The sequence below is a fragment of the Spongiibacter sp. genome, from assembly GCF_984394615.1.
The window spans coordinates 1-26120 of record NZ_CFHTQA010000041.1; the positions used below are offsets into that span (position 1 = coordinate 1).

The 26120-nt window shown below is 58.3% G+C and carries 25 protein-coding genes; 22 read left to right on the plus strand and 3 right to left on the minus strand.

Annotated elements, in window-relative coordinates; genetic code table 11:
- The 8 genes from AC5DB9_RS13455 to AC5DB9_RS13490 all read left to right on the plus strand — a co-directional run.
- A partial coding sequence (locus tag AC5DB9_RS13455) for an alpha-E domain-containing protein (protein ID WP_491732063.1) occupies positions 1 to 1306 on the plus strand: 1306 nt, incomplete at its 5' end.
- Entirely contained in the window at positions 1303 to 2235 is a 933-nt protein-coding gene (locus AC5DB9_RS13460; protein ID WP_272989606.1) for a transglutaminase family protein, read from the plus strand. The genes AC5DB9_RS13455 and AC5DB9_RS13460, both read left to right, overlap by 4 nt.
- 133 nt (positions 2236 to 2368) lie before the next feature.
- Positions 2369 to 3229: an SDR family NAD(P)-dependent oxidoreductase gene (locus tag AC5DB9_RS13465; protein WP_272989610.1), complete on the plus strand. Its 861-nt coding sequence runs from the start codon at positions 2369 to 2371 to the stop codon at positions 3227 to 3229.
- Between the two features lie 149 nt (positions 3230 to 3378).
- Complete coding sequence (locus AC5DB9_RS13470; protein ID WP_272989614.1) at positions 3379 to 4212, plus strand: alpha/beta fold hydrolase; 834 nt, start codon at positions 3379 to 3381, stop codon at positions 4210 to 4212.
- Positions 4213 to 4215: 3 nt separating this feature from the next.
- Complete coding sequence (locus AC5DB9_RS13475; RefSeq protein ID WP_272989617.1) at positions 4216 to 5001, plus strand: fumarylacetoacetate hydrolase family protein; 786 nt, start codon at positions 4216 to 4218, stop codon at positions 4999 to 5001.
- Positions 5002 to 5085: 84 nt separating this feature from the next.
- The gene (locus AC5DB9_RS13480) at positions 5086 to 5994 is read left to right on the plus strand and encodes an acetaldehyde dehydrogenase (acetylating) (protein ID WP_022957711.1); all 909 of its coding nucleotides are present in this window, start codon (positions 5086 to 5088) and stop codon (positions 5992 to 5994) included.
- Between the two features lie 10 nt (positions 5995 to 6004).
- A complete protein-coding gene (dmpG, locus tag AC5DB9_RS13485; protein ID WP_272989622.1) occupies positions 6005 to 7033 on the plus strand; it encodes a 4-hydroxy-2-oxovalerate aldolase in 1029 nt (342 codons plus the stop codon).
- Between the two features lie 106 nt (positions 7034 to 7139).
- Positions 7140 to 8264 (plus strand): helix-turn-helix transcriptional regulator, encoded by a 1125-nt coding sequence (locus AC5DB9_RS13490; protein ID WP_037508401.1) that lies wholly within the window; start codon positions 7140 to 7142, stop codon positions 8262 to 8264.
- Here AC5DB9_RS13490 and AC5DB9_RS13495 read toward each other — a convergent pair.
- The gene (locus AC5DB9_RS13495) at positions 8249 to 9100 is read right to left on the minus strand and encodes a bifunctional helix-turn-helix domain-containing protein/methylated-DNA--[protein]-cysteine S-methyltransferase (RefSeq protein WP_272989626.1); all 852 of its coding nucleotides are present in this window, start codon (positions 9098 to 9100) and stop codon (positions 8249 to 8251) included. The two genes, AC5DB9_RS13490 and AC5DB9_RS13495, sit on opposite strands and share 16 nt — an antisense overlap.
- Positions 9101 to 9401: 301 nt before the next feature.
- Here AC5DB9_RS13495 and AC5DB9_RS13500 point away from each other — a divergent pair, with 301 nt between their 5' ends.
- The 6 genes from AC5DB9_RS13500 to pyk all read left to right on the plus strand — a co-directional run bounded on the left by AC5DB9_RS13500 (position 9402) and on the right by pyk (position 16112).
- The gene (locus AC5DB9_RS13500) at positions 9402 to 10466 is read left to right on the plus strand and encodes a 3-ketosteroid-9-alpha-monooxygenase, oxygenase component (RefSeq protein ID WP_022957707.1); all 1065 of its coding nucleotides are present in this window, start codon (positions 9402 to 9404) and stop codon (positions 10464 to 10466) included.
- A 67-nt stretch (positions 10467 to 10533) separates the two neighbouring features.
- Entirely contained in the window at positions 10534 to 11445 is a 912-nt protein-coding gene (locus tag AC5DB9_RS13505) for a VOC family protein (RefSeq protein WP_272989632.1), read from the plus strand.
- Positions 11446 to 11539: 94 nt separating this feature from the next.
- Positions 11540 to 12724, plus strand: a complete 1185-nt coding sequence (locus tag AC5DB9_RS13510) for an acyl-CoA dehydrogenase family protein (RefSeq protein ID WP_272989634.1) — start codon at positions 11540 to 11542, stop codon at positions 12722 to 12724.
- A 231-nt stretch (positions 12725 to 12955) separates the two neighbouring features.
- Positions 12956 to 13723: a flagellar motor protein PomA gene (gene pomA, locus AC5DB9_RS13515; protein ID WP_028968099.1), complete on the plus strand. Its 768-nt coding sequence runs from the start codon at positions 12956 to 12958 to the stop codon at positions 13721 to 13723.
- Positions 13723 to 14580 carry a flagellar motor protein MotB gene (locus AC5DB9_RS13520; protein ID WP_272989638.1) on the plus strand — a complete coding sequence of 286 codons (858 nt, stop codon included), beginning with the start codon at positions 13723 to 13725 and terminating at the stop codon, positions 14578 to 14580. The genes pomA and AC5DB9_RS13520 overlap by 1 nt, the downstream gene beginning before the upstream one ends.
- Before the next feature lie 110 nt (positions 14581 to 14690).
- Complete coding sequence (gene pyk, locus AC5DB9_RS13525) at positions 14691 to 16112, plus strand: pyruvate kinase (RefSeq protein ID WP_272989641.1); 1422 nt, start codon at positions 14691 to 14693, stop codon at positions 16110 to 16112.
- Between the two features lie 33 nt (positions 16113 to 16145).
- On the opposite strand, the gene AC5DB9_RS13530 is transcribed toward pyk, so the two are convergent.
- Positions 16146 to 16925 carry an SDR family oxidoreductase gene (locus AC5DB9_RS13530; RefSeq protein ID WP_272989644.1) on the minus strand — a complete coding sequence of 260 codons (780 nt, stop codon included), beginning with the start codon at positions 16923 to 16925 and terminating at the stop codon, positions 16146 to 16148.
- A gap of 268 nt (positions 16926 to 17193) precedes the next feature.
- Here AC5DB9_RS13530 and npdG point away from each other — a divergent pair, with 268 nt between their 5' ends.
- From npdG to AC5DB9_RS13565, 7 genes are all read left to right on the plus strand, one after another.
- Positions 17194 to 17868: an NADPH-dependent F420 reductase gene (npdG, locus tag AC5DB9_RS13535; RefSeq protein WP_022957700.1), complete on the plus strand. Its 675-nt coding sequence runs from the start codon at positions 17194 to 17196 to the stop codon at positions 17866 to 17868.
- Between the two features lie 8 nt (positions 17869 to 17876).
- Complete coding sequence (gene cofE / locus AC5DB9_RS13540) at positions 17877 to 18647, plus strand: coenzyme F420-0:L-glutamate ligase (protein WP_022957699.1); 771 nt, start codon at positions 17877 to 17879, stop codon at positions 18645 to 18647.
- The gene (gene cofD / locus AC5DB9_RS13545) at positions 18647 to 19603 is read left to right on the plus strand and encodes a 2-phospho-L-lactate transferase (protein ID WP_272989649.1); all 957 of its coding nucleotides are present in this window, start codon (positions 18647 to 18649) and stop codon (positions 19601 to 19603) included. Before cofE ends, cofD begins: the two co-directional genes overlap by 1 nt.
- 3 nt (positions 19604 to 19606) lie before the next feature.
- Positions 19607 to 20323 carry a 2-phospho-L-lactate guanylyltransferase gene (gene cofC, locus AC5DB9_RS13550; RefSeq protein WP_272989652.1) on the plus strand — a complete coding sequence of 239 codons (717 nt, stop codon included), beginning with the start codon at positions 19607 to 19609 and terminating at the stop codon, positions 20321 to 20323.
- Positions 20320 to 22767, plus strand: coding sequence for a 5-amino-6-(D-ribitylamino)uracil--L-tyrosine 4-hydroxyphenyl transferase CofH (gene cofH / locus AC5DB9_RS13555; protein ID WP_272989656.1), 2448 nt, complete (start codon positions 20320 to 20322; stop codon positions 22765 to 22767). Before cofC ends, cofH begins: the two co-directional genes overlap by 4 nt.
- 65 nt (positions 22768 to 22832) lie before the next feature.
- Positions 22833 to 23594: an SDR family oxidoreductase gene (locus AC5DB9_RS13560; protein WP_272989658.1), complete on the plus strand. Its 762-nt coding sequence runs from the start codon at positions 22833 to 22835 to the stop codon at positions 23592 to 23594.
- 78 nt (positions 23595 to 23672) lie between these two features.
- Complete coding sequence (locus AC5DB9_RS13565; protein WP_022957696.1) at positions 23673 to 24560, plus strand: AEC family transporter; 888 nt, start codon at positions 23673 to 23675, stop codon at positions 24558 to 24560.
- Between the two features lie 10 nt (positions 24561 to 24570).
- Here AC5DB9_RS13565 and AC5DB9_RS13570 read toward each other — a convergent pair whose 3' ends face one another.
- The gene (locus tag AC5DB9_RS13570; protein ID WP_272989662.1) at positions 24571 to 25056 is read right to left on the minus strand and encodes a DUF3806 domain-containing protein; all 486 of its coding nucleotides are present in this window, start codon (positions 25054 to 25056) and stop codon (positions 24571 to 24573) included.
- 183 nt (positions 25057 to 25239) lie between these two features.
- Here AC5DB9_RS13570 and dapA point away from each other — a divergent pair, with 183 nt between their 5' ends.
- A complete protein-coding gene (dapA, locus tag AC5DB9_RS13575; RefSeq protein ID WP_272989664.1) occupies positions 25240 to 26115 on the plus strand; it encodes a 4-hydroxy-tetrahydrodipicolinate synthase in 876 nt (291 codons plus the stop codon).
- The last annotated feature ends 5 nt before the right edge of the window (positions 26116 to 26120 follow it).

The following is a 26120-nucleotide window of genomic DNA, read 5'->3' on the forward strand; positions in this document are numbered from 1 at the left end:
TCCGCAGGCTTATGTTGCGCAGTATGCGGTCGCGCCATCGCACACCGCCGTATTGGACGGCGACAAACTCGGCAGTCGCCCCATGCTGCTGCGCGGCTACACCGTTGCGGCTGGCAGTTCTTACAGTGTGATGCCGGGTGGGCTGACGCATGTCGGTGCCTCGGCTGACACCCGGCATATTGTCAGCCACGGGGGGGGCAGCAAGGACACCTGGATTCTGGCCTCCGAACCCGAGGCGCAGATCAGCAATATCGACGGGGAGCAGAGTCGCGGGCCAGAGGGCAGCCTGAGTCTGCCCAGCCGGGTGGTGGAGAACCTGTTCTGGTTTGGCCGCTATGCCGAGCGCGCTGAATCGGGGCTGCGCCTGACGCGAACCATCTTTGAAGAATTGCACAGCATTGAGCCGCTCCCAACGGAGATGCTGACAACGCTGTTGCAAGCCGTCACACACATCACCGATACCTATCCGGGTTTTACGACCGAAGAAAACCTGCAGGCGCCCGAGCAGGAGTTGCTGGATGTCGTCGCGAATCGTGCGCGAATAGGCAGCATCGCCAGTAATCTTGAGTCGATCCTGCACGCCGCTGATGGTGTGAAAGAGTTGTTTTCGACCGACATGCTGCGACTGATCAATGATATTCGCGACGGCATGGATTACCTCAACCGGCATCTTGCGCGGCAATTGCAGTCGGCGCCGGAAGAGCTGTTTGATCCTCTCGTCACCACCTTGCTGGCCCTGTCGGGCTTGAGCCAGGAAAGCATGGTGCGGTCGCGCGCCTGGCGATTTATGGAGATGGGGCGACGCATTGAGCGCGCCCTGCAAAGTCTGGAGCTGCTTCGCCATACCCTGGTGCCGGGGGTGGAGGCAGATGGCCCGATTTCCCTGCTGAAGCCGGTACTGGCCAGTCTGGAATCGCGGATCGTCTACAAGCGCTATTACCGCAGCGGCTACCGGCTGGAGAAAGGGCTGGAGCTGTTATTGTTCGATCACGAAAACCCGCGTTCGGTGGCCTTCCAACTGGATTCCCTGCAACATCATCTGGAAGCCCTGTCGGCATCGGATTCTCGCCTGCAGATGGGACAGGATCGGCGCTGTCTGCTCAAAGCGGCCAATACGCTGCTGCTGTCTCAGCCAAGCGAGCTGGCGCAATGCGATGTCGAAAACGGTCGCCATGTACAACTGGAAGCCCTGCTGCTGGCGATGGAAGAAGATTTGAAGGCGACGGCACAGGCGATTGCCGACCGCTACTTTGACCATACCGCGGGGCCGCAGCTGCTGGATCAAGGGGGGCGCCTGTCATCATGAAATACCGTGTCAGTCATACCACCGCATACGACTATGCCGATCAGGTCAGTCGGGGCTACAGTCTGGCCTATCTGATTCCGCGAAATACTCTGGTCCAACGCGTGTTGCGCAGCGAAGTCACCATTTCCCCTCATCCTAGCATCAAACAGCATCGCCAGGACTATTTCGGCAATACGCTGCTCAGCTTCAATGTGGAAGAGCCGCACAAGCGTTTGGAAGTGCGTGTGGATAGCGATGTGGAGGTCGACCCCGCTGAACGCAACCTGTTCAGCAGTTCGACCAGCTGCGTCGAGGTGCGCGCGGCGCTGGATCAGTGTGCGTTTGCCGACGATATTGAGGCGGTGGAATACCGCTATGATTCGCCGATGATTATTGCCAGTGCAGAGCTGGCAACATTCGCTGCCGACCTGTTCGCCGATGGCGCGCCGTTTATCCGTGCGGTGCAAACCCTGAATGAGCGTATTTTCAAGGATTTCATCTACGACCCCGGTTTTTCCACGATCGCCACGCCTCTCGATGAAGTCATGGCCCAGAAGCGCGGTGTCTGTCAGGACTTTGCTCAGCTTGCCATTGGCGCGCTGCGTAGCATGGGTTTTGCGGCGCGCTACGTGAGCGGTTATCTGGAAACCCTGCCGCCGCCGGGACAGGAAAAGCTGAAGGGCGCCGATGCCTCCCACGCCTGGTTTGCGGTGTATGTGCCGGGTGTGGGCTGGTTTGATTTCGATCCCACTAACGGCATCGCGGTGGCGGGCAAACACATCACGACGGCCTGGGGGCGTGACTACAGCGATGTAACCCCCCTGCGCGGCGTTGTCTTTGGCGGTGGTGTTCAGCAGCAGATGTCCGTTGCCGTCGATGTAGAGCGTATTGATCTGGACGGCGGCTCGCCGGCGCCGGGCAATACTGCCCAGCAACAACAGTCCTCCTAAGCACGGCGCTGGGCGATGCTCAGCGCCCCTATATTCCCCATTGCATTGCCGTCGTCGCTAGCCAGTTTGGGTGATGGCAGTAGAGCCAAATCCTGTCAGTCTTGCCGCCTGGAAACTAATCGCAGGTGGAACGATGAGCACAGACAATAAGATTATTCTCGTTACCGGCGCCTCGCGTGGTGCAGGCAAGGGTATTGCTTTGGCATTGGCCGAGCCGGGCCAGGTGATCTACGTGACCGGACGCAGTCAGTCAGAAGGCGACGCACCGCTGCCGGGTACGGTATTTGCCACGGCTAAAGAGATTGAAGCGCGCGGCGCGACGGCGGTGCCGGTCGTTTGCGATCACAGCGATGACACGCAGGTAAAGGCGCTGTTCGAGCAGATTGATACTGAGCAGGGCAGGCTGGATATTCTCGTCAATAACGCCCTGATGGTCCCCGATGGTCTGACCCTGCCAGGGCCATTTTGGGAAAAGCCCCTCGGCCTGCAAGACATCCTCAACGTCGGCTTCCGTTCCAGCTATGTCAGCAGCTACTACGCGGCACCGCTACTGCTCCGCAGTGAGCGCGGGCTGGTGGTCAATACCTCGTCAGCGGGTGGTGGTTGCTATATGCACGGCCCCGCCTACGGCGCGGGCAAGGCCGGTGTGGATAAAATGGCTCACGATATGGCGGTGGATTTCCGCCCTTTCAACGTTGCGGTGGTCTCGCTGTGGATGGGGTTGCTGAAAACCGAACGCAGCATGGCGGTATTTGAGGCGCAGCCCGAGCTGTATGCCGATGCGGTTGCCATGGCCGAGTCTCCTGAATTCCCCGGCAGGGTCATCAATGCTCTGTATCGTGATGAGGCATTAATGGCGCGCAGTGGCGGGGTGTTCTATGCCGCTGAGTTGGCAGAAGAGTATGGCGTGGTTGATGTCGACGGTAATCGTCCTCCGTCGCCACGTGCGATGCTGGGTGGCCCACTGAGCTACAGCGACGCGGTCGTGGAGTGAGTGGAAGCGGCGCAGAGCTGTCATCCGTTTGGGGGATTAGTGCGCGCCGGGCAGTTCTATAGAATTTTGCTTTTAAAGAAAAGGGTTTAGCGCCGTTTTCAGCGGGCTGGAAAGCATAACAATATTGACTGAATGAAAGGCGAGCAAGCATGAGCGAACGAGTCGCGGGCCTCCCCGAGGGCCAATACGCCGATCTGGATAACGGCCATCGAATCCACTATCTGGATCAGGGGCAAGGGCCGGTTATCGTCTTTTTGCATGGCAGTGGCAGCGGTGCCAGCGGCCACAGCAACTTCAAGTACAACCACCCCTGGTTTGTGGAGCAGGGCTACCGGGTGATCGTACCCGACCTTATTGGTTACGGTTATTCCGACAAACCCGATGACGTCGAATATCCGCTCGATTTTTTTGTGGAGTGTGTTCACCAGACGCTGCAGACAATTGGTGTGGAACGCTACAGTCTGGTGGGGAATTCCTTGGGTGGCGCGATCGCCATCAAGTACACGCTGGATTATCCCAGTCTGGTTGAGAAACTGATTCTGATGGCGCCGGGTGGTCTGGAGCAGCAGGCCGACTACTTCACCATGCCCGGCATGCAGGTGATGAAAGAGGTCTTTACCTCGGGGCCAATGGCCCCAGAGCGTCTCGAGGACTTTATCCGGCGGGGGCTGGTTTATGACGACAGCGTGGTAGACGCGCAGCTTGTCAGTGAGCGCTGGGGTATTTTCCAGCAGCAGAACAGCCAGGTTATTACGACAATGACTGTGCCGGAATTGACCGATCGCTTGGGTGAAATAGCCTGCCCGACGCTGGCCTTCTGGGGTGTGAATGAAAAAATGATGCCGGAGACCGGCATTATGAAGCTGGCGAAAGGGATTCCCGATATCCGCCTGACCCTGGTTTCTCAGTGCGGGCACTGGGTCATGGTGGAGCACCGTGAGCTGTTCAATCGCCAGACCCTCGACTTTTTGCAGAACGGATAATTTATGGACAGTTCACGTATCGACGCCCTGGGCGACGAATTGTATGACGCGCTGCGTACGCAGCAGAGTATTGCACCGCTGACCGCCCGCGAGCCCGATATCACCATCGACGACGCCTACTATATTTCCCTGCGTATGCTGCGACGCCGCGAAGCGGACGGGGAGAAAGTGGTCGGTAAAAAAATTGGTGTAACCAGCAAGGTTGTGCAGGAAATGCTCGGCGTACACCAGCCGGATTTCGGCTTTCTGACGGACGCCATGACCTTTGAAAACGGTGCTGCGGTACCCGTGGCTGGCCATCTGATTCAGCCGCGCGCGGAGGCGGAAATCGGTTTTCGCTTGAAGAAGGATTTGCAGGGACCGGGTGTGACAGAAGCCGATGTACTGGATGCCACTGACTGCATCATGCCCTGTTTCGAAATTGTCGATTCGCGTATCGACAACTGGAAGATTGCCATTCAAGACACCGTAGCCGACAACGCCTCCTGCGGTGTGTACGTGCTGGGTGAGACCGAAGCCGACCCCAAGGCGTTTGATTTGCCAGCGCTGAAAATCAAGGTGTGGAAGAACGGCGAGTTTCTCAGCGAGGGACTGGGCGAGGCGGTGCAGGGCAATCCGCTGACAGCCGTTGCCTGGTTGGCGAATACGCTGGGCCGCTTCGGTATTCCGTTCAAGGCGGGCGAGGTCATTTTGTCCGGTTCACTGGTGCCGCTTGAGCCGGTGCAAGCGGGCGACAGCCTGCGCATGGAACTGGAAGGCATTGGCAGTGCTGAGATCAGCTTCGTCTGATCGTGCTCAGATAGACCGCCTCTGTGGGGGCACAACGTAATTTATTTCCGGGCGCGACGCGCCTGACTGACAGTGAGAAATCCTATGGCTGAAAAAATCCGCGCGGCCATCATCGGGCCGGGCAATATCGGCACAGACCTGTTGATGAAAGCAATGCGCTCCGAGCTGATCGAACCTGTGTGGATGGTTGGGGTTGATCCTGACTCTCCGGGCTTGGCACGTGCCAAGGAAATGGGCTTAAAAGTGACCTCTGAGGGCGTGGACGGCATGTTGGCCACCATGCGTGAAGACGGCGTACAGATTTGCTTCGACGCGACCTCAGCCTATGTTCACGCGGAGAATTCGCGCAAGGTGAACGAGCAGGGCGCGCTGATGGTGGATTTGACGCCTGCCGCAATTGGTCCTTACTGCGTACCACCGGTCAATCTGAAAGACGCCGTGGCCGAAAAGGTGATGAACGTAAACATGGTGACCTGCGGCGGTCAGGCAACGATTCCGATGGTTGCCGCCGTGTCCCGCGTGCAGCCGGTCAACTACGGTGAAATCGTGGCAACCGTCAGCTCCAAATCTGTCGGCCCCGGCACTCGCAAAAATATCGATGAGTTCACCCGTACCACGGCAGGCGCTGTGGAAAAAATCGGTGGTGCCAGCAAAGGCAAGGCGATTATCGTCATCAATCCGGCTGAGCCGCCGCTGATCATGCGCGACACTATCCACTGTCTCACCGAGGGCGAGCCCGATCAGGAGGCCATTCGCAAGTCCGTGGACGATATGGTCGCAGAGGTGCAGAAATACGTGCCCGGTTACCGACTGAAAAATGGGCCGATCTTCGATGGCAATCGTGTGTCGATGTTCATGGAGGTTGAGGGCCTGGGTGACTTCCTGCCGAAGTACGCTGGTAACCTGGATATTATGACTGCGGCGGCACTGCGCACCGCAGAGATGTTTGCCGAAGAAATTCTGGCAGGCCGTTTCTCACCATCGGCTGCCTGAGGGGACAACGATGAATTTAGAAGGTAAAAAAGTCGTTCTGCACGATATGTGTCTGCGCGATGGGATGCACGCCAAGCGTCACCAGATCTCGCTAGACGAAATGGTCAGCATCGCCTCGGGCCTGGATCAGGCCGGTATGCCGCTGATTGAAGTGACGCACGGCGATGGTCTGGGCGGCGCTTCGGTGAACTACGGGTTTCCCGCGCACAGCGACGAGGAGTACCTGAAAGCGGTTGTTGGTGCGGTGAACAACGCCAAGATTTCTGCATTGTTGCTGCCCGGCATCGGTACGGTTGACCACCTGAAAATGGCGGCGGACCTGGGCGTTAGCACGATTCGTGTAGCCACTCACTGCACTGAGGCCGATGTGTCTGAACAGCACATTGGTATGGCCAGTGAAATGGGCCTGGATACCGTTGGCTTCCTGATGATGACCCATATGATCAGCGCCGAAGAAATTGTGGTGCAGGCCAAGTTGATGGAGTCCTATGGCGCCAACTGTATTTATTGCACCGATTCTGCCGGTTACATGCTGCCGGATCAGGTTCAAGAGCGCATTGCGCTGCTGCGCCGCGAGCTGAAGCCGGAAACCGAACTGGGTTTCCACGCCCACCACAACCTCAGCCTGGGCGTGATGAACTCGCTGGTGGCAGTGGAAGCCGGTGCTAACCGCATCGATGGCTCTGTTGCCGGCTTGGGCGCCGGCGCCGGTAATACGCCGCTGGAAGTCCTGGTGGCGGTGCTGGACCGCATGGGAGCGGATCACGGTATCGATCTGTACAAGATCATGGATGTGGCCGAAGACCGCGTGACGCCGATTATGGATCACCCGATCCGTATCGACCGCGACTCGCTGACCTTGGGTTATGCCGGTGTTTATTCATCGTTCCTGCTGTTCGCCAAGCGCGCGGAAGCCAAATACGGCGTGTCGGCGCGGGATATTCTGGTCGAACTGGGACAGCGCCGCACAGTGGGCGGTCAGGAAGACATGATCGAAGATCTGGCGCTGGATATGGCCAAAGAGCGCGGCCTGATTTAAGCCTCTAACTCCTCTCCTTATGGGCCTCGCTTGCGAGGCCTTTTTCCTTTGGGTATCTCGGGTATACTGGCGTCCTGAAAACATAATAAGGTTCGTCGATCTGACCATGCTAATTGATCCGAAGTTTGACCGCCTGCTGGCCAGTGTCTATCAGGGCCCGATGGAAGAAGAGCCCTGGCAGGGCTTTCTCTCTGAGTTGCAGCAGATTATGGGAGCGGTGTCGGTCACGCTGGTACTCAATCCGCCCTCGGAGCAGGGGCGCGGTTTGTTGCGAGTGGTCGGTGGCAGCACGGTTGAAGGCTTGGATCGCTATCAGGAACGCCTGTTCGCCATGGACCCGTTTCTGTCGCTGAAACCGGGCGAAGTTAAAAGCCTGATGGAACTGGTGTCCCACGATGACTGGTTCGAAAGTGAGTTGTATGTCCTCTGCCTGAAGCCGACCGGCCTGTATGACGCACTCGGTGTCGATCTGCATGTGCCGGGTGAAATCAAGGCGGGCCTGCGCGTGGCGCGCAGTCAGAATGCCCCGATGTTTGACCAGCAGGATCGCGACCTTATATATGCACTGGTGCCCCATCTGGAACGTGCGCTGCGTCTGCATGTACGCATGAATATCGTGGAGTCGGAGCGAGACCTGTATGCCGGTGCGGTAGAGAGCCTGTCGCTGGCGACCATTATCCTCGATGAAAATGGCCGCCTGCTGAGCTGTAATAATATGGCGAAGAATCTGGTTGCAAGAGAGCCGGAAGTCAAAATCGAAGATGGCTACCTCATTCTCGGTGATCAGGCGACCACCAAGAAGTTGCAGGGCCTGATCAATCATATTCTCGAGCGACGCGACAGCGATGAGCCTGCGGTGGTTGAGGCGATGCGCGTGCCCCGTGAAGGCGACTTTGCCGATTTGGGGGTAATCGTCCGGCCCGTGCCCTCAGGGGAATGGTCAGAGGGCCTGTCAGTGCCGACGGTGGCGATTTTTATCAGCGACCCTGAATACGGCGCTGAGGCACCGGTCAACATCATCATCCAACTCTTTGGTTTCACGCCGACCGAGGCACAATTGTCGCTGTTGCTGGCCGATGGACTCAGTCTCGATGAAGCCTCGGAAGCGCTGGGAATGAGCCGCAATACGGCCCGTACCCATCTGCGCTCGATATTCTCCAAAACCGGCGTCAGTCGTCAGACCTTGCTGGTGCGGCTCATTCTGAAAAGCGTGGCTCAGCTGGCGGACTGATCGGCGTCGTCGGTCAGCGCGTCGCAACACTCCTGCAATAGCACCGCTCGCTTGCGCTCAAGCCCCCAGCGGTAGCCTCCCAACTCGCCGCTCTCGCGGATCACCCGGTGACAGGGAATCAGCACGGCGACCGGGTTGCTGCCCACGGCGCGCCCTACAGCACGGGCGCTGCCGGGCCGCTTGATCGCCGACGCCAGGGCGCCGTAACTGCGCAGCTCTCCGGGTGGAATCTCCAGCAAGGCTCGCCATACCTGTAACTGAAAATCACTGGCCAACACATGCAGCGTGAGCGGAGCTGTGACCGGTCGCTGTATGTCGGGTCTCAGAAAGCGAGATAAGCGTTTCCCGGCGGCGGACTGGTTTTCTCTATAGTGGGCGGCAGGAAAACGCTGTTGTAGAGCGCGTAATGACTGATCGGCCGCATCGAACGACAGGCTGCAAATGCCGCGCTCGGTGCTGGCGATAAAGGCGGGGCCAAAAGGCGTATCGCCACAGCCCCAATCGATGGTCAGGGAGCGCCCTCCGGCGCGGAATTCTCCCGGCGTCATGCCTTCTACACGAACAAAATGGCTGTGCAGGCGAGAGCTGCTGCTCAGGCCGAGTTGTTCGCTGATATCCAGCAATGGCCGGCCTTCGGTCAGCAATTGCTGCGCGCGATGTACCGTCATGAACTGTTGAAAGCGGGTGGGGCTGATGCCCGCCCAGCGGCAGAATAGCCGCTGAAAATGCCAGGGGCTGAGGCCGCTGTCTTCGGCAAGCTGCTCGAGCGAAACACGGCCCTGTTGCTGTGACAGTGTCTGAATGGCGGTGGCAATACGTTGGTAGTCCCGTGGCACGGTCGCGATCCTGATGATGTCGAGCTGCCAGCATAACGTGTCGCAGGAGGCTGTCGAGCCGAATCTTGCGGTGCGGGAAGGAAAAGGGCAGCGGGAGTTCGCCGCGCCGTCATCGCTTTGGCGTATTCAATTTTTTCATTCCTTCGTTGAGTATAAAAGTTCAATAAAAACAGAAAGTTGCAGCATTTTTTCGGTCGTCTAAACGGATTATGGCTCACCATGGGTTGCTGTGTGAGAATTTTTTCCGTGATAACAGGCTCCGAAATAACGGGCTTGCGCCAATAACAGTGAGGAGAGAGTCATGAGTGAGCTTGCGCAGATGAAGCGTCAGCCCCATATTATTGAGGCAAAAGAGTTGCCCGATCGCTACGCACGCGGTTGGTTTTGTCTTGGGTTGGCCAGTGAATTCGATAACACCCCGAAAAAATTGAACTACTTTGGCACTCGCCTGGTTGCGTATCGCGGTGAAGATGGCGAAGTTCATATTCTCGATGGCTACTGTCCGCACATGGGCGCAGATTTGAGTGAGGGCTGTGTAGAAGGTAACTCTGTGCGTTGCCCGTTCCACTCCTGGCGCTGGGGGCCGGATGGCGTCTGCGACGAAATCCCCTATGCCAAACGCATTCCGCCCAAAGCAGTGATTCGTTCCTACCCGACCATGGAAGAAAACCACCTGCTGTTCGTGTGGTACGACCCCGAAGGTTTGCCGCCCATCGAAGAGCAGCGCCCGCCGCGCATCGACGATCTGTTCAGCCCGGATTGGACCATCTGGCAGATGGACCTGATGACCATCAACACCAACTCCCGCGAGCTGGTGGACAATATGGCCGATGTGGCTCACTTCGGCCCCATTCACGGTGCGCCGATCACCCAGTTCAAGAACATTGTTCACAAGCATACCTACGAGCAGGTGCTGACGGGTGGCAGTGAGCTGCTGGCGGAAGATGGTGAACTGACATCGACGGCCAAGTATTTCGGCCCCGCCTACATGACCACCTATATGACCGGTCAGGTTGAAGGCATGAATGTCGAGTCTCGCCTGCTGGTGTCGCATGTGCCCATTAATCACAACAGCTTTGATCTGCGCTTTGGTGTTGCAGTGAAGAAGATGCCGGGCATGACTGACGAGCAAAACAATGAAATGGCCCGCCAGTATACCGAGCAAAACCGCACGGCCTTCTTCCAGGATGTGCACATCTGGCACACCAAAACCCGTGTCGATAACCCGGTACTGTGCGACGGCGATGGACCGATCAACCGTCTGCGTCAGTGGTACAACCAGTTCTACGTTGACCGCGCCGACGTCCCCGAGCAGTTCAACGAGCTGCGGGAATATACCGTGGATTACGCGATTCGCAACGGCTGACTTCGGTCAGCCCCAGCGCCGTTACTGAATAACCATAGTCAATAAATACGATAAGCAGGAATTTTCCATGGATGTACGCAGCCTGGGCTACGTAGTAATTGAATCGGCTGATCCGACAAAGTGGCTGGAGTACGGCCGGGATATTCTCGGTCTGATGCCTGCCCCGAACATGCCGGATGATGGCAATGTTTATCTCAAGCTGGATGAGCGGCCGTTCCGCTTTGCCATTGTGAAAGGCGAGCAAGAGCGCCTTCAGCGCTGTGGCTGGGAATTGCGAGACCGCGAGGACTTTGCCGACGCCAAGCAGACGCTCAGCGCTGCCGGAATTGCTTTTGAAGAAGGTGACAGCGCGCTGGCACAGGCTCGCAAAGTCCGTGAGCTGATCCTGCTGAAAGATCCTTCGGGGAATGAGCTGGAGCTTTACTGGGGCGGTGAGCTGGATTTTGCCAAGTTCATGTCGCCGCTGGGGATCAGCGGCTTTGAAACCGGGTTTAACGGCGATATGGGCCTGGGTCATGCGGTATTGCCCGCTGCCAAGCTCGCCGAGACGCATCAGTTCTACAAGAATGTACTCGGCTTTGGTGACAGCGATTACATGCACTTCCATTTTTCGCCGGAGCCCAACGACCCCGGTCAGGGGCTGCACTTCATGCACGTGAACAACCCGCGTCACCACAGTCTTGCGCTGTACGAAGATGCCAATAATCCTGTGGGTTGTGTGCACCTGATGTTGGAGGTGCTGGAAACCGACGAAGTGGGCTATTGCCTTGATCGCGTAGAAGCGGCGGGGATTCCCATTGTGTCAACGCTGGGGCGTCACACCAACGACCGCATGTTGTCGTTCTATATGGCGACCCCAACCGGTTTCGCCATGGAATTCGGCACTGGCGGCCTGCAGGTGGATTGGGATGATTTCACGCCCACCGTGACCACGCTGCCAAGCCTGTGGGGCCACAAATTCAATATGCCCGGCGAGTGATTGCCGGACCATGAATCCTTTGCTCATCGCTAACCGTAATAATGGGTAGATGAAGCACTAACGAACATAGACGTAAAAGAACAGGAGAGCGGCGATGAGCGCAGTAGCTGCGAGCGAAAGCAACGCGACCAATAATTTCGACACCATGATGGCGGCCATTAAAGAGCTGCAGCCCGTATTCCGTGAGCGTGCGCCACAGACGCGCAAAGAGCGTAAAGTCCCGCAGGCGTCTATTGATGCGCTGCAGGACATCGGCTTTTTCCTCGCGCTGCAGCCCAAGCGCTACGGCGGCCTGGAAATGCGCCCCCAGGAATTCTTCAAAATGCAGATCGCCATTGCCGAGGCCTGCATGTCTACGGCCTGGGCCAGCGGTATTATCGCGGTTCACGCCCTGCAGCTGGCGATGATGGATGACCGCGCTCAGCAGGCGGTGTGGAACGAATCCATTCACACGCGCGTGTCTTCGTCCTATGCGCCGATGGGTAAAGTGACGCCGGTTGAAGGCGGCTTCCGCTTCAGCGGTCGCTGGGGCTGGTCAAGCGGCAGCGATCACTGCACCTGGGTACTGCTTGGCGGTATTATTCCGGGTGAAGGCTACCGTACCTTCCTGATCCCCAAAAGCGATTACGAGATTGTCGATACCTGGCATTCCATGGGGCTGGAAGGTACCGGCAGTAATGACATTGTGGTCGACGACGTGTTCGTACCCGATTACATGACGCACAAGCAGAGCGATGGCTTTGCGGGCACCAACCCCGGTCTGGCGGTTAATGATGCGCCGCTGTACCGCCTGCCCTGGGCACAGAGCTTTATTCGCGTGGTGTCTACACCAGCCATTGGCGCCTGTAAGGCAACGGTTGATCTCTACAAGCACGCGGTACTGAATAAGGCCAGTGGTGATCCGACCAAGCTGGCAGGCGACACACAGGTCGTTGAGCGCATCGCTGCGGCCCAGAACGGCATCGACGAAATGGAAGCGATCCTGCTGCGCAATTTCGATGTGATGATGGATCAGGTTGAGCGTGGCGAGGCGATTCCTCTGGAAGATCGCGTACGTTATCGCTACCAGGCGTCGCTGGTCATTACCAAGAGCATCCAGATCATCGACTCGCTGTTTGAAGTCGCGGGTGGTCACTCGGTATTTAACGATAGCGAGATCCAGCAACGTTTCCGCGATGTGCATACCGCACGCGCTCACGTGGCGAATAACCCCACCAGTTTCGCGCGCAACTTTGGTGGCGTGTCGCTGGGTATGGAAAATACTGACTTCTTTATCTGAGTCGGTAAATTCCGCGTTGCTGAAACCCGGCCTTGTGCCGGGTTTTTTCGTTTTTATGCGGGTGGAACACGGACTCAGCAAGGGCAAACCCGTATAGAAAATCACCGCTTCGCCGAGCAAGCTGTCACAAAATCCTAAAGCTGCCGGGGCCTTCTGCCGATAACAGTTGCAAGTGATTCAACAATCACGAGGCCCGCAGTCGGGACAGTAATAGCGCAGCGGAGAACGACCTTGGATATAGCAACCTTACTGGGAATGTTTGGCGCACTCGGCGTCATCATTGCGGCCATCTTTGTGGGTGGCAGTGCCGGTGGCTTTGTCGATGTGCCCAGTATCCTGATTGTTATCGGCGGGGCAACCTTTGCCAACCTGGTTAAATTTCCGCTGGAGCAAACCTTGGGGGCATTCAAGGTCGCCTCGCGGGCCTTTTTCCACAAACCCACCAGTTCACAAACGCTGATTGCCGAGTGTGTGGAGCTGGCGGGTATTGCCCGCAAAGAAGGGTTGCTGGGCTTGGAGTCTCGTGAAATCAGCAACGAGTTTCTGAACAAGGGCGTACAGATGGCGATTGATGGCCACGACCCGGAGTTCGTCAAGCGCCTGCTCAACAAGGAAATCAACCTGACCATTGAGCGCCAGGAAATGGGCGAAGCGATCTTCCGGGGCTTTGGCGACTCCGCGCCGGCCATGGGCATGATCGGTACGCTGGTCGGTCTGGTGCAGATGATGTCCAATATGTCAGACCCCAAGGCCATCGGCCCCGCGATGGCGGTGGCGCTGTTGACCACCTTGTATGGCGCGGTGCTGGCCAATGCGGTCGCCCTGCCGATGGCGGATAAGCTCGCCTTCCGCACGCAGGAGGAGCGTCGCAATCGCCACCTGATTCTCGAGGCCGTGGACGGCATTCAGGAAGGCTTGAATCCGCGAGTACTGGAATCGCTGCTGGTCACCTACCTGCCTGATAACAAGCGCGAACTCGAGAAGGCCGAGGAGGCGTAGTGAGCGACGCGCCTACGAAAAAGGCTTCCGCTGGCGCCCCGGCGTGGGTATTGACCTTCGCTGACCTGATGTCGTTGTTGCTGGCCTTCTTCGTACTGCTGTTTTCATTCTCGGAAATGGACAAGCAGAAATTCAAGGAGCTGTCGGGTTCCATGCGCGACGCTTTTGGGGTGCAGCGGGAAGTGCCTGCCTTCAGTCCGCCGATCGGCACCAGCATTATTGCCCGGGATTTCAGTCCGGGGCAGCCCAAACCAACGATAGAAAATCAGGTGCGTCAGGAAGCGGCCATCGATATGCGTTCCTTTGCGGAAGTGCCGTTGAATGAGGAAATGGCGATTACGGAGGAAGACCTGGCCGAAGACCTGGAAAAGGTCAAAGAGCATCTGGCGGTGGAAATTCAGGAAGGGCTGGTGGAAGTCGACGATGACGGTGAACGGGTCATTACGATCCGGATTCGGGAGACAGGGTCTTTCCCCTCTGGCAGCGCAGACATGGATCGCGACTTTTTGCCCGTTATCAATAAGATCGCGGTTTTGGTCGAGGATATTGGCGGCCACGTCGTCATTGCCGGGCACACGGATAAATTACCCATCTACAACCAGCGCTTCCATTCCAACTGGGAGCTGTCGGCGGCGCGTGCGGCGACGGTGCTGGAACGCATCGTAGAAGTCAGCGGGCGTTCCGCCAGCTATTTCCGTCTGGCCGGACATGCTGATACGCGACCGATTGATACCAACGATACGGCCGAAGGCCGCGCACGCAACCGTCGCGTCGAGGTCATTCTGCTGCGCGGCAGTATCGATGATGCCACAACGGGGCCTGCCATCAGGGGACGCGAAGCCTCAGTCATGGACTGAGCAATACGCCAATCTCCGCGCTCGGGCGTCGAAGCCTGACGTGTTGCGGTGTACCATAGCGGAAACGGGACGAAGAGCCCGCCTTCCTCACTGGTCACTACGAGTCTACTATGCGTCGCACAAAAATTGTTGCTACTGTTGGCCCGGCCTCCGATTCTGCCGATATCCTTCGCGCCATGATCCGTGCCGGGGTCAATGTCTTTCGCTTAAATTTTTCCCACGGTTCCGCTGAGGAACATAAAGCCCGCTGTGAAATGCTGCGTACGCTGGCTCATGAGCAGGGCTGTTATGTGGCCATTCTCGGCGACCTGCAGGGGCCCAAGATTCGCCTGCGCAAGCTGGCGGGTGACGCGGTGGAGATCGCCGAGGGCGATGAGCTGTGGCTGGATACGCAGCTGGCTGATGGCGAGGGTGACAAGCAACATCTGGGGGTCGACTACGAGCCGTTGGCGAGATCTGTTGCACCGGGCGATACCCTGTTGATTGATGATGGTCGCTTTCAGTTGTCGGTGCTCGACGTGAAGGGTGAGGCCGTTCTCTGTCGTTCGGAAAGCAGTGGCACACTGCGTTCGCGCAAGGGCATCAATCGTCTGGGGGGTGGTCTGTCAGCACCCGCGTTGACCGAAAAAGATCTTCAGGATATTGAACATGCCGCCGGTATGGATCTGGATTTCATCGCCATTTCCTTTCCAAGCAGTGCTGCTGATATCGCCGATGCGCGTGACAAATTGCAGAAGGCGGGGTGCTTTGCCCAAATCATCGGGAAGATTGAACGCGCTGAAGCGGTTGCGGAAGAAGAGCATCTGGATGAGCTGATTCGCGCCTGCGACGGAGTCATGGTGGCGCGCGGCGATTTGGGTGTTGAAATTGGTGATGCCAGTCTGATTGGTTTGCAGAAGCATATTATCAAACGTGCGCGACGCTTGAATCGGCCGGTTATCACGGCCACGCAGATGATGGAGTCGATGATCAGTAATCCCATCCCGACCCGTGCAGAGGTCTTTGATGTGGCTAACGCGGTGCTCGACGGCACCGATGCGGTGATGTTGTCTGCCGAGACCGCAGCCGGGAAATACCCGGTGGAAACGGTCAAGGCGATGGCCAGAAACTGTGAGGGCGCAGAGCGCTATCCCTCCGCTCGAAAATCCAGTTATCGACTGGAGCGCAGCTTCGATTCGGTTGAAGAGACGCTGGCCATGAGCGCCGTTTATGCCGCCAACCATCAGCAGGGGGTTAAGGCCATTGTGTCGCTGACGGAAACCGGCCGAACGGTGTTGTTGATGTCGCGGCTAACCTCAGGGATACCTATTTTTGCCTTCAGTCGCAATGAAAGCACCTGCAATCGCGTCAGTCTGTATCGCGGTGTCTTTGCCGTTGCCAGTCCGGAAGCAGGGGTGACGACCGAGGATTGTGTGGAAGAGCTGAAGGCAAGAGGCCATGTGGCGGCGGGCGATCTGATTCTGATGACGATGGGTGATCAGATTGGTGTCGACAATCACACCAATACGCTCAAGATCGTACGGGTTTTATAAGCGGCGCCGCAGGGAGCGGCACCGCGTTTTGGCTTATTTCTTGTCGACGTTCGCGGCGTCCAGAAAGGCGGGTTTTTCACCACCGCCATGGACGGTCAGCGAGGCTCCGCTAATGTAGCTGGCCATATCGCTGGCGAGGAACAGACAGGCATCGGCAATATCCTGCGGCACGGCCATGCGTCCCAGCGGTATGGTCCGTCCGACAGCCGCGATGCCTTCTTCATCGCCGTAGTGAAGGTGCGACTGCTCGGTACGAATCAGTCCGGCAATAATCGTGTTACAACGAACCTTGGGTGCCCACTCCACGGCGAGCGACGTGCCGAGATTCATCAGTCCCGCCTTCGCGGCGCCATAGGCAGCGGTGCCCGGAGAGGGGCGTTGGGCACTGACTGAGGCGATGTTCACAATGCTGCCGCCGCTTTGCTGTTGTTGCATAACCGCATTGCAGGCTTGGGCAAAAAACAGTGGCGCGAGTAGATTCAGGCGAACAATGGACTCCGAGAAGCGTGGTGACGCGGTGGCGGCGTCGGCAAAGGGCGCGCCGCCAGCGTTATTCACCAGAACATCGATGCGGCCAAAGTGTTCGGCGACTTCATTGACAAAAGCCTGAACGGCATCGGGGTCCCGGACGTCCAGAGCTCTGAAAAATGCAGTGCGACCGTTGGCTGTGGGCAGGCCTTCCGGTTCGGAACGGCCGCAGATGGCGACATCGGCACCGGCCTCAAGGAAGCGTTCGCTTATCCCTTTACCAACGCCTTTTCCGCCCCCTGTAACAATGACTACCTTACCCGAAAAATCCAGTGCGCTTTGCATTGCCGCTTACCTACCTCGTTCGCTGTCGTGATGAGAATTATGTTCTAATGTCGCCTCTTTAAATCGGGCGATTTTCTGCGTTTTTTCGCGGGCGACAGTTTAGCGTGTTAGCCCATGCTTTAATATGGTCGTATTTATCTAAGCATTTGACTCGTTTTGTCAGTGTTCGCCCACAGGGGCTGTGGTTACACTAGCTCGACTTTATCGCGCGTGGTGGCTTCAAGATGACTTGGCGCCGCGCTATAGCAATCATAACAAGGTGGTATTTATGTCTACGCATTCGGTGATAGCGATTCTTGGCGGTACAGGCAATCTGGGTACGGGTTTGGCGCGGCGCTGGGCGCAGGCGGGCTACCGGGTCATCATCGGTTCTCGGACTCAGGAAAAGGCCGAGCAGGCGGTTGCCGAATTGAAGGCGCTGATGGCCGAGCGCGGCGTTGATGCGGTCAATGTGGAGGCCATGGATAATCTGGCTGCCGCCGAGGCGGCGGACATCGCTGCACTGACGGTTCCTTTTGCTCACCAGCGCGATACCTTGGAATTGCTGAAAAATGCATTGCAGGGTAAAATTCTGATTGATGTGACCGTGCCGTTGGTGCCGCCGAAGGTTGCGCGCGTGCAATTGCCCGAGGAAGGTTCTGCCGGCCAGATTGCCCAGCAGATTCTCGGTGAGGGCGTGCAGGTGGTTTCCGCCTTCCAGAATGTGGCGGCAGTGCACCTTCAGGAAGGGTCAGAACTGGATTGTGACGTGCTGGTGTGCGGCGACAGTAAAGACGCCCGTGCTGCGGTCATTGAGTTGGTGGAAGCCGCCGGGCTGCGCGGTTTTCATGCAGGCAGTATTGCCAATGCAGCGGCGGTAGAGGCGATGACGTCCTTGCTTATCTTTATTAACAAACAGTACAAGTGCCACGCTGGTATCAAGCTGACCGGTACTGATCAGTAAGGTCTCCGATGGCCAGTTCGCAACTTCAACTTTGGGCTTTGCAGGGCTACCCGCTGGTAGAACCAGGGGATGAGCTCGGTGCACAGATTCTTCGCTGCCTGGACGACAATGGCTTGTCATTGCAGGACGGCGATGTACTGGTGCTGGCACAGAAAATTGTCTCCAAAGCCGAAGGTCGCTATGCACGGCTGGCCGAGGTTGAACCCGGAGAGCAGGCGAGAGAGCTGGCCGAGCGCTGCGACAAAGATCCTCGTCAGATGGAACTGTTGTTGCGTGAGTCTCGCGAGATCCTTAGAGCTCGGCCTGGCGTGGTGATTGTGGAAACCCGCCACGGTGTCGTGCAGGCCAATGCCGGTATCGATAAGTCCAATATTCCCGGCAGTGAGGATGATCCGCAGGTACTCCTGTTGCCGCTGGACCCCGACGCCAGCGCTGCGGCGCTGCGGCGCTATCTGGCCGAGCAGTGCGGCGTGAATGTTGCCGTCATCATTAACGACAGCGCCGGGCGCGCCTGGCGTCACGGCACAATCGGCTTTGCGCTGGGAACAGCGGGCTTCGAGGTGGTCGAGAACCGTATCGGTGATCGCGACCTGTATGGCCGTGTCCTCGAAGTCACCGAAATTGCGGTGGCCGATGAATTGGCGGCGGCGGCGTCCTACGTCATGGGACAGGCTGACGAGGGCAGTCCCGTTGTGCTGATGCGCGGTGCCAAATTGCGTCCCGCCGAGCAGGGATCGGCCGCACTGTTGCGCGATCGAGATAAGGACATGTTCCGCTGATGCAGGCTTTTTCCGGGAAAATTGTTGCGCTCAGCGGTGGCGTCGGCGGGGCCAAGCTGGCCAGAGGACTCGCTGAATGTCTGGCGCCCGATCAACTGACCGTGGTTGCGAATACGGCCGACGATTTCGACTACTGGGACCTGCGCATCTGCCCCGATATCGACTCGATTCTTTACGCCCTCGCGGACCTGAATGACGAAGAGCGTGGCTGGGGGCTGCGCGACGAGAGCTGGCGTACCATGGTTGCCATGCGGCGCCTGACCGGAGACGAGTGGTTCCAGTTGGGTGATCAGGATCTTGCTACCCACCTTTTCAGAACCATGGCCCTGCGCCGAGGGGAATCGCTGACCGCGGTGACCGCTGCGCTGGCAGAGCGTCTGGGCAGCCCCTGCCGTTTGCTGCCGATGACCGAGCAGAGCGTGGCAACGCGGGTTCACAGCGACCAGGGTGAGCTGGCATTCCAGGAATACTTTGTTCGTGAGCGCTGCGAGCCGAAAGTTGAACGCATCGTTTTCGAGGGCATTGACGCGGCCGAACTGAATCCGGCCGTCCATGAGGCATTGGCAGACCCGGCGCTGACCGGCATTGTGATTTGCCCTTCCAATCCGTTTTTGAGCATTGATCCGATTCTGTCCCTGCGCGGCTGTCGTGAGGCGATTGCCGCTGCCGGTGTGCCGGTTATTGGCGTTTCTCCGATTATTTCCGGGCGCGCGGTAAAAGGGCCCGCAGCCAAGCTGATGGAAGAGCTGGATATGCCGAATACTGCCGCCGCGGTGGCGGACTATTATGGCGATCTGCTTGATGGATTTATTATCGATGACTGCGACCGAGAACAGTGTGCGCAGATTGCCAATCCCCGTCGCCAGTGTCGTACCGCCCAGAGCCTGATGAGGGATCTGGCCAGTAAACGCCAGCTCGCGGTCGATACCCTGAGCCTGCTAGCGGAGCTGCATTGATCTATGTGGTTGCTTCTGCCTCTCAAAGATTTTGTTAAAGCCAAGCAGCGCCTGTCGGGCTGCTTGAGTGTGGCAGAGCGGCGGGCGCTGTTTCAGCACATGGTGGAAGACGTAATGGCCGTGCTGTCTACGTTGCCTGAAAATCGTCGGCTGATTTTGGTCTCGGACGACCCTGCCGCGCATCTGCTGGCGGAGCATTTTGCCGCCGACTGCTGGCCCGAAAGCGAACTGGGCAGTGGCCTGAATGCGGTGCTGGAGGCTGCGCTCACCCGCATTGCTTCGCGGGCGGACGCGCCGAGTCGAGTGATGATTGTGCACGGCGACTTGCCGTTATTGAATATCAGCGAATTGCAGCAGCTCTGCGCGCTGCAGGGCTATGCTGACGACGCGGTTGCCATCGCCACTGACCGTCACGGCAGCGGCAGTAACGCAGTGTTAATGCCATTGCAGCGCCGCATCCCGCTGCGCTACGGCGAAAATAGTCTGGATGCCCACCGACAGGAAGCCGAGTACGCAGGCTTGCATTTTTACGTGCAGCAAAGCCCCTGCCTGGCGCAAGATATTGACACTCGTGACGACCTGTTGACGCTGGTCAGTCAGGGGGACCGTGAGTGTGCGCCACAGACGATGGCCTATCTTCACCGCAGTGGTATCGCCCGCCGTTTGCGGCAAATGAATACTGAACCGAACCTGCTCAACAGGGAGCAACAAGGATCATGAGCACAACATCCACGCCCGCCATACTCGATGCCGTCCGGCAGCGTGCCCTCAGTGACTCAGAGGCATTGGCGCTGGCTGACTATTCGGACACCGCCGCGCTGGCGGAGGTTGCCGGTGAGCTTCGCGACCGCGGCTACGGCGGCGTTGTGACATACTCCCGCAAGGTTTTTATTCCACTGACACACCTGTGTCGCGATGTCTGCCATTACTGCACCTTTGCCAAAACGCCCAAGCGCATCGAGCAGGCCTATATGCCGGTGGAGCAGGTCTTGGCGCAGGTCCGCGAGGCGGAAAAGCTGGGCTGCAAGGAAGCTCTGTTTACCCTGGGGGAAAAGCCGGAATTGCGTTATCGCGCGGCGCGTGAGGCGCTGGCGGAAATGGGTTTTGCATCGACGCTGGAATACCTGGCCCATGTTGCCGGGCGGGTGCTGGAAGAAACGTCAGTGCTGCCGCATATCAATGCGGGCTGTATGACCGACGACGAGATTGCCATGCTGCGGCCGGTGTCGGCATCGATGGGCATTATGCTGGAGTCTGCGTCGGAGCGTCTTTGTGAGAAAGGGATGCCGCACTACGGGTCACCCGACAAAGCTCCTGCCGTGCGCCTGGAAACGCTGGCCAGAGCGGGGCGGGCGTGTGTGCCATTCACCTCCGGGATTTTGATTGGTATCGGCGAAACGCGTCGCGAGCGGATTGAGTCGCTGCTGGCCTTGAGAGCCCTGCATAAGCAGCATGGCCATCTGCAGGAAATCATTATTCAGAATTTCCGCGCCAAGCCCGATACCAAAATGGCTTCGGCTCCCGAGCCGGACCTGGACGAATTGCTCTGGACCATCGCCGTTGCTCGGTTGATCTTCGGTGCAGAGATGAGTATTCAGGCGCCGCCGAATCTCAGCCCCGGCGTATTGCCACAGATCGTGGCGGCGGGAATCAATGACTGGGGCGGGGTATCACCGGTCACCCCTGACTTCGTCAATCCCGAGGCGCCTTGGCCCCATGTGGAGCGGCTGGCGAAGGAAACGGCCTTGAGTGGCAAGCTGCTTCAGGAGCGACTGACAATATATCCCCGCTATATTCGCGATGCCGAGCGCTGGCTGGATAAGGCCTTGCGACCCCGCCTGTTGCAGGCGGTTGATGGACAGGGGATGCCCAGAGTTGACGACTGGCTCACCGGACAGAGTGATTCGGCGCCCGACAGCGACATGGCGCTGCTGCGTAAAGAGCGCGTGGCGGCCAGCCGTCCGATCGCGGCGATTCTGCGCCGTGCCGAAGCCGGAGAGCGCCTTGACGAAGACGAGATTGTTCAACTTTTTGCTGCGCGCGGCGATGATTTTGCGGCCGTCTGTCGCAGTGCGGACCGGCTTCGCCAGCAAGTGTGCGGCGATACCGTCAGCTATGTCGTGAATCGCAATATCAACTACACCAATGTCTGTTACTTCAAGTGTCAGTTCTGCGCCTTTTCCAAGGGCAAGCTCAGTGAGAATCTGCGCGGGCGGCCCTACGACCTGAGTGCGGAAGAAATCGCCCGGCGAGCCGATGAAGCTTGGCAGCGTGGCGCGACAGAAGTCTGCATGCAGGGCGGGATTCACCCCGAGTACACCGGGCAAACCTATCTGGATATTCTGGCCACGCTGCGAGCGGCCTCACCCGATATGCACATCCACGCGTTTTCTCCGCTGGAGGTGTGGCTGGGCGCTGAGACCCTGGGTCTGCCGTTGGAGGAATTCCTGCGTCAACTCAAGGCCGCGGGCCTGAACAGCCTGCCGGGCACGGCTGCCGAGGTACTGGACGACGAGGTGCGAGCGGTATTGTGCCCCGACAAAATCAATACTCAGCAGTGGCTGACGGTAATGGAAACCGCGCACGGGGTGGGGCTGCCGACGACCGCGACCATTATGTTCGGCCACGTTGATGGTTATCAGCACTGGGCACGACACCTGCTGGCCATTCGCGACCTGCAGGCCCGCAGTGGCGGCTTTACCGAGTTGGTGCCACTGCCCTTTGTGGCCAGCGAATCGCCGATTTATCTGAAGGGTAACGCGCGTCGTGGCCCGACGTTCCGTGAATCGCTGTTGATGCATGCGGTGGCCCGGCTGGTGTTGCATGGCCTGATCGACAATATTCAGGCGTCCTGGGTGAAAATGGGTGAGGCCGGGGTGTTGGCCTGCCTCAATGCGGGCGCCAATGATCTGGGTGGCACGCTGATGAACGAAACCATTACCCGTGCGGCAGGTGCCAGCCACGGCGAGGAAGTCGGTCCGGCTGAGATGGACGCGCGCATCCGCGCCATGTCGCGCTCTCCGCGTCAGCGCAATACCCTTTACGGCGAAGCGGACCCGGCGCAGCGTGAGCGAGCGGCTCGTGCAGAGCGTCTGAAGGATGTCGTCAACACGCCGGCCAGTAAATACGAGCGCAGCAAACGCGGGTTAATTGCCAGCGGCTGAGAGACGGCTGTCGCTTCCCGATACACGCAACTCTCACATTGATAATAAAAACGAGGAGAACAGCAATGGCTACCTATGCCATGAGCGGCGGCGCCACCGGAATTGGCGCCGCGATTCGCAAGACCCTTCAAACCGCAGGACATAAGGTCGTTGTCGTTGACCTGAAAGACGCTGACATCTGCGCAGACCTGAGCGACTACGCGGGGCGTCAGCGCGCTGTTGACGGTATTCGCCAGCGTTGCCCGGAGGGGCTCGACGGATTTATCCCCTGCGCGGGGGTGGGGCCGTCGGTGCGACCGCCATCGCTGATCACCCGCATCAATTACTTTGCCGCGACTACGATGACAGAGGGTTTGCTGGACTTGCTGGAAAAACGCAGTGGCCGCATTGTGATGATTGCCTCGAACTCCGCGCCGATGATTGAGCACAACGACTATATTGATCTGCTGCTGGCGGGCGACGAAGAGGCGGCCTGTGAGCTGGCGGATAGCCGCGATACACACTCGGCCTACGCGGGCTCCAAGCATGGCATCTGCTGCTGGTTGCGACGCCAGAGCGGCGATCTCGCCCGCCGGGGGCTGCGCATTAACGCCGTGGCGCCGGGTATTGTGCAGACGCCGCTGAGCGACAAAGTGCTGGCCGATCCGGAGCTGGGGCAGGTGATGAAGGATTTTGGTGACAGTGTGCCGCTGGGCAAGGTGGGGCAGCCAGAGCAAATTGCCAGCGTTGTTGAGTTTTTGCTCGGCCCCGGAGCGGACTACATGACCGGATCGATCGTGTTTGTCGACGGTGGTCATGACGCCATGCTGCGGCCGGACACGTTTTAAGTCGCCTTTGCAGGGGCTCACTCGGCAGCGCATAATCGCGGTGCTGCCGTTTCGCGATGAGTTGAGTCCCTGGTTCTTATGATCTCTCTGATTTCCCCGCTGATGCCGGTGATGATGCCGGTATTATTGTGTGCGTCGCTGGGCTGGTTGTGGCTGCGTTTTAATCAGCCTTTCGATCAGGAGTTTGTGCGTCGTCTGGTAATGTGGGTGGGGGCGCCAGCACTGATTGTCGCCACCCTTGGGCGCATCAACATGTCGCCCGAGTTGTTGGGCACGGTGTTGCTCGCCGCACTGGTGCTGTTGGCTGTCAACGCCGTTTTTGCTGTCCTGTTCTGCCGCTTGGCGGGCTTCTCGCTGAGAGATTTTCTGATTCCTCTGGTATTTGGCAACTTCGGTAATATGGGGCTGCCGATCTGCCTGTTTGCGTTTGGCGATGAGGGTTTGGCACTGGCGTTGGGGGTTTTTCTGGCGACGACCCTCTGCCATTTCTCCTTTGGTGTCGCGGTGCTCAATGGCCGAGCGGCCGTGAAAGCCGTCAGTCAGTCTCCGGTGATCTATGCCGGTCTCTTTGCAGCGTGCATGGTGTTTTTCGGCTGGGAGTTGCCCCAGACGGCGGCGAACACCCTGGGATTACTGGGCAATCTTTCCATTCCCTTGATGCTGATTACCCTGGGGGTGTCGCTGGGGTCGTTGCAGGTAGCGGTAGCCGGACGGGCACTGTTGCTGGGCGTTGTGCGCTTGCTGCTGGGGGTGAGTGCGGGGTTCGCGACGGTTTACGTTCTGGAGTTGGAGGGCACGCTGCGCAACGTCATTTTGTTGCAGTCGGCCATGCCGGCGGCAGTGTTTAATTATCTGCTGGCCATGCAATACCAGCGGGAGCCCGCCATTGTGGCGGGCCTGGTGGTCAGTTCGACGCTGATCAGCTTTATCACCATACCGCTGTTGCTGCTCTATCTCGGGGTATAGTCACCGAGGCTCAGCGAACGATGATCTTTTTCTTGATTTCAGTGATTTCCTTTTCCAGTCGCTGATAAATGGCTTTTACGTCCACGTCAGCGTCGACAATCACCCGGCTGGATATCTGGGTGACCGGAAACAGGAATTCATCCTTGGCGGGGACTTCCAAGGCGCGGCTGCGCCCCTTGGCATCCACGTAGATGACCCAGCGCAGGCCGTTTTCGCGGCGCAGATGTTCGCCCATGATGATGCCCATGGCCTGCAGTTTGGCTACCTCATCTTTCTTTACCAGTTTGCGGTCCAGGATTTCCTGTATCAGTCGGAGGTCACTGTCGCGGCCGTGGCCGAAACTGCGTCCCATCGACATCTGAGCCAGACTGTTCAGTTCTTGCTGGCGCTGTTCCATGTACTGGCGGTCCAGCGGGGTGAGAGGGTCGGTTCGCCACTGCGCGGCGTTGCCGACAATGGCAAACAGGCATAGTAATACGGTGGCTACCGCTTTCATGGTGGTCTCTCCCTGTGTTGTTAACGGCGATTCGCCCAGCTTAGTGATTATACGCTTTTGACCTGCGCCGCGCGGCAATGTTTCGCGCTCCGGCGCTTTGTGTTTCACACGCAAATCTTCCTTGAGCTGTGTAGCTCCGCCCAGTACCATTGGCGGCTTGCACCAGATTTCGGAGTTCCGAGCATGATTACCGGCAGTATTGTCGCCCTTGTGACACCCATGCACAGCGATGGCAGCATCGACTGGCAGGCGTTGTCACGCTTGATCGAATGGCATATTGAACAGGGTACCGATGGCATCGTTGCTGTGGGCACCAGTGGTGAGTCCGCGACATTGGGTATGGACGAGCACAAGATGTTCATCAAGGCCTGCGTTGATCAGGTGGCCGGTCGCGCCAAGGTGATCGCCGGAACCGGTGCCAACTCGACCAGCGAGGCGATCGAACTGACCGAAGTCGCTCGCGAAGTGGGTGCCGATGCCTGCTTGCTGGTGACACCGTATTACAACAAGCCGACTCAGGAAGGTCTGTACCGTCACTACATGGCCATTGCTGACGCCGTGGCGATTCCGCAGATTCTGTACAATGTGCCCGGTCGGACCGCTTGCGATATGCAAAATGCGACCGTCGCCAGGCTGGCGACGCATCCCAATATCATCGCTATCAAGGATGCGACGGGCGATGTGAGTCGCGGTCGGGAACTGATCGAGATGGTTGGCGACAAAATGGATGTTTTGTCCGGTGATGACGCCACCGCCATGGAACTGATGCTTCAGGGTGGCAAGGGCAATATTTCGGTGACAGCCAATGTTGCGCCCGCTGCTATGAAAGCAATGTGTGACGCAGCCATGGCTGGCGATCGCGCGGCTGCGGAAGCGGCCAATGCACCGCTGCTGGCTTTGCACGAGCGTTTGTTTGTGGAAGCCAACCCTATTCCGGTCAAATGGGCACTGTTTGCCATGGGCCGAATTGAGGACGGTATTCGCCTGCCGCTGACTGTGCTGAGTGATGCGGCGCAGCCGCAGGTGCGCGAAGCGCTGGAGCAGGCTGGCCTGCTGTAACCTGC

Bases quoted from the DNA above. Each gene is read 5' to 3' on its own strand.
- dmpG (WP_272989622.1), top strand. From the start codon at position 6,005: ATGAATTTAGAAGGTAAAAAAGTCGTTCTGCACGATATGTGTCTGCGC.
- cofE (WP_022957699.1), top strand. From the start codon at position 17,877: ATGGCCAGTTCGCAACTTCAACTTTGGGCTTTGCAGGGCTACCCGCTG.
- AC5DB9_RS13560 (WP_272989658.1), top strand. From the start codon at position 22,833: ATGGCTACCTATGCCATGAGCGGCGGCGCCACCGGAATTGGCGCCGCG.
- AC5DB9_RS13470 (WP_272989614.1), top strand. From the start codon at position 3,379: ATGAGCGAACGAGTCGCGGGCCTCCCCGAGGGCCAATACGCCGATCTG.
- cofC (WP_272989652.1), top strand. From the start codon at position 19,607: ATGTGGTTGCTTCTGCCTCTCAAAGATTTTGTTAAAGCCAAGCAGCGC.
- AC5DB9_RS13500 (WP_022957707.1), top strand. From the start codon at position 9,402: ATGAGTGAGCTTGCGCAGATGAAGCGTCAGCCCCATATTATTGAGGCA.
- AC5DB9_RS13465 (WP_272989610.1), top strand. From the start codon at position 2,369: ATGAGCACAGACAATAAGATTATTCTCGTTACCGGCGCCTCGCGTGGT.
- AC5DB9_RS13510 (WP_272989634.1), top strand. From the start codon at position 11,540: ATGAGCGCAGTAGCTGCGAGCGAAAGCAACGCGACCAATAATTTCGAC.
- AC5DB9_RS13505 (WP_272989632.1), top strand. From the start codon at position 10,534: ATGGATGTACGCAGCCTGGGCTACGTAGTAATTGAATCGGCTGATCCG.
- cofD (WP_272989649.1), top strand. From the start codon at position 18,647: ATGCAGGCTTTTTCCGGGAAAATTGTTGCGCTCAGCGGTGGCGTCGGC.
- AC5DB9_RS13565 (WP_022957696.1), top strand. From the start codon at position 23,673: ATGATCTCTCTGATTTCCCCGCTGATGCCGGTGATGATGCCGGTATTA.
- AC5DB9_RS13460 (WP_272989606.1), top strand. From the start codon at position 1,303: ATGAAATACCGTGTCAGTCATACCACCGCATACGACTATGCCGATCAG.
- pyk (WP_272989641.1), top strand. From the start codon at position 14,691: ATGCGTCGCACAAAAATTGTTGCTACTGTTGGCCCGGCCTCCGATTCT.
- AC5DB9_RS13480 (WP_022957711.1), top strand. From the start codon at position 5,086: ATGGCTGAAAAAATCCGCGCGGCCATCATCGGGCCGGGCAATATCGGC.
- AC5DB9_RS13475 (WP_272989617.1), top strand. From the start codon at position 4,216: ATGGACAGTTCACGTATCGACGCCCTGGGCGACGAATTGTATGACGCG.
- AC5DB9_RS13490 (WP_037508401.1), top strand. From the start codon at position 7,140: ATGCTAATTGATCCGAAGTTTGACCGCCTGCTGGCCAGTGTCTATCAG.
- AC5DB9_RS13570 (WP_272989662.1), bottom strand. From the start codon at position 25,056: ATGAAAGCGGTAGCCACCGTATTACTATGCCTGTTTGCCATTGTCGGC.
- dapA (WP_272989664.1), top strand. From the start codon at position 25,240: ATGATTACCGGCAGTATTGTCGCCCTTGTGACACCCATGCACAGCGAT.
- cofH (WP_272989656.1), top strand. From the start codon at position 20,320: ATGAGCACAACATCCACGCCCGCCATACTCGATGCCGTCCGGCAGCGT.
- AC5DB9_RS13530 (WP_272989644.1), bottom strand. From the start codon at position 16,925: ATGCAAAGCGCACTGGATTTTTCGGGTAAGGTAGTCATTGTTACAGGG.
- npdG (WP_022957700.1), top strand. From the start codon at position 17,194: ATGTCTACGCATTCGGTGATAGCGATTCTTGGCGGTACAGGCAATCTG.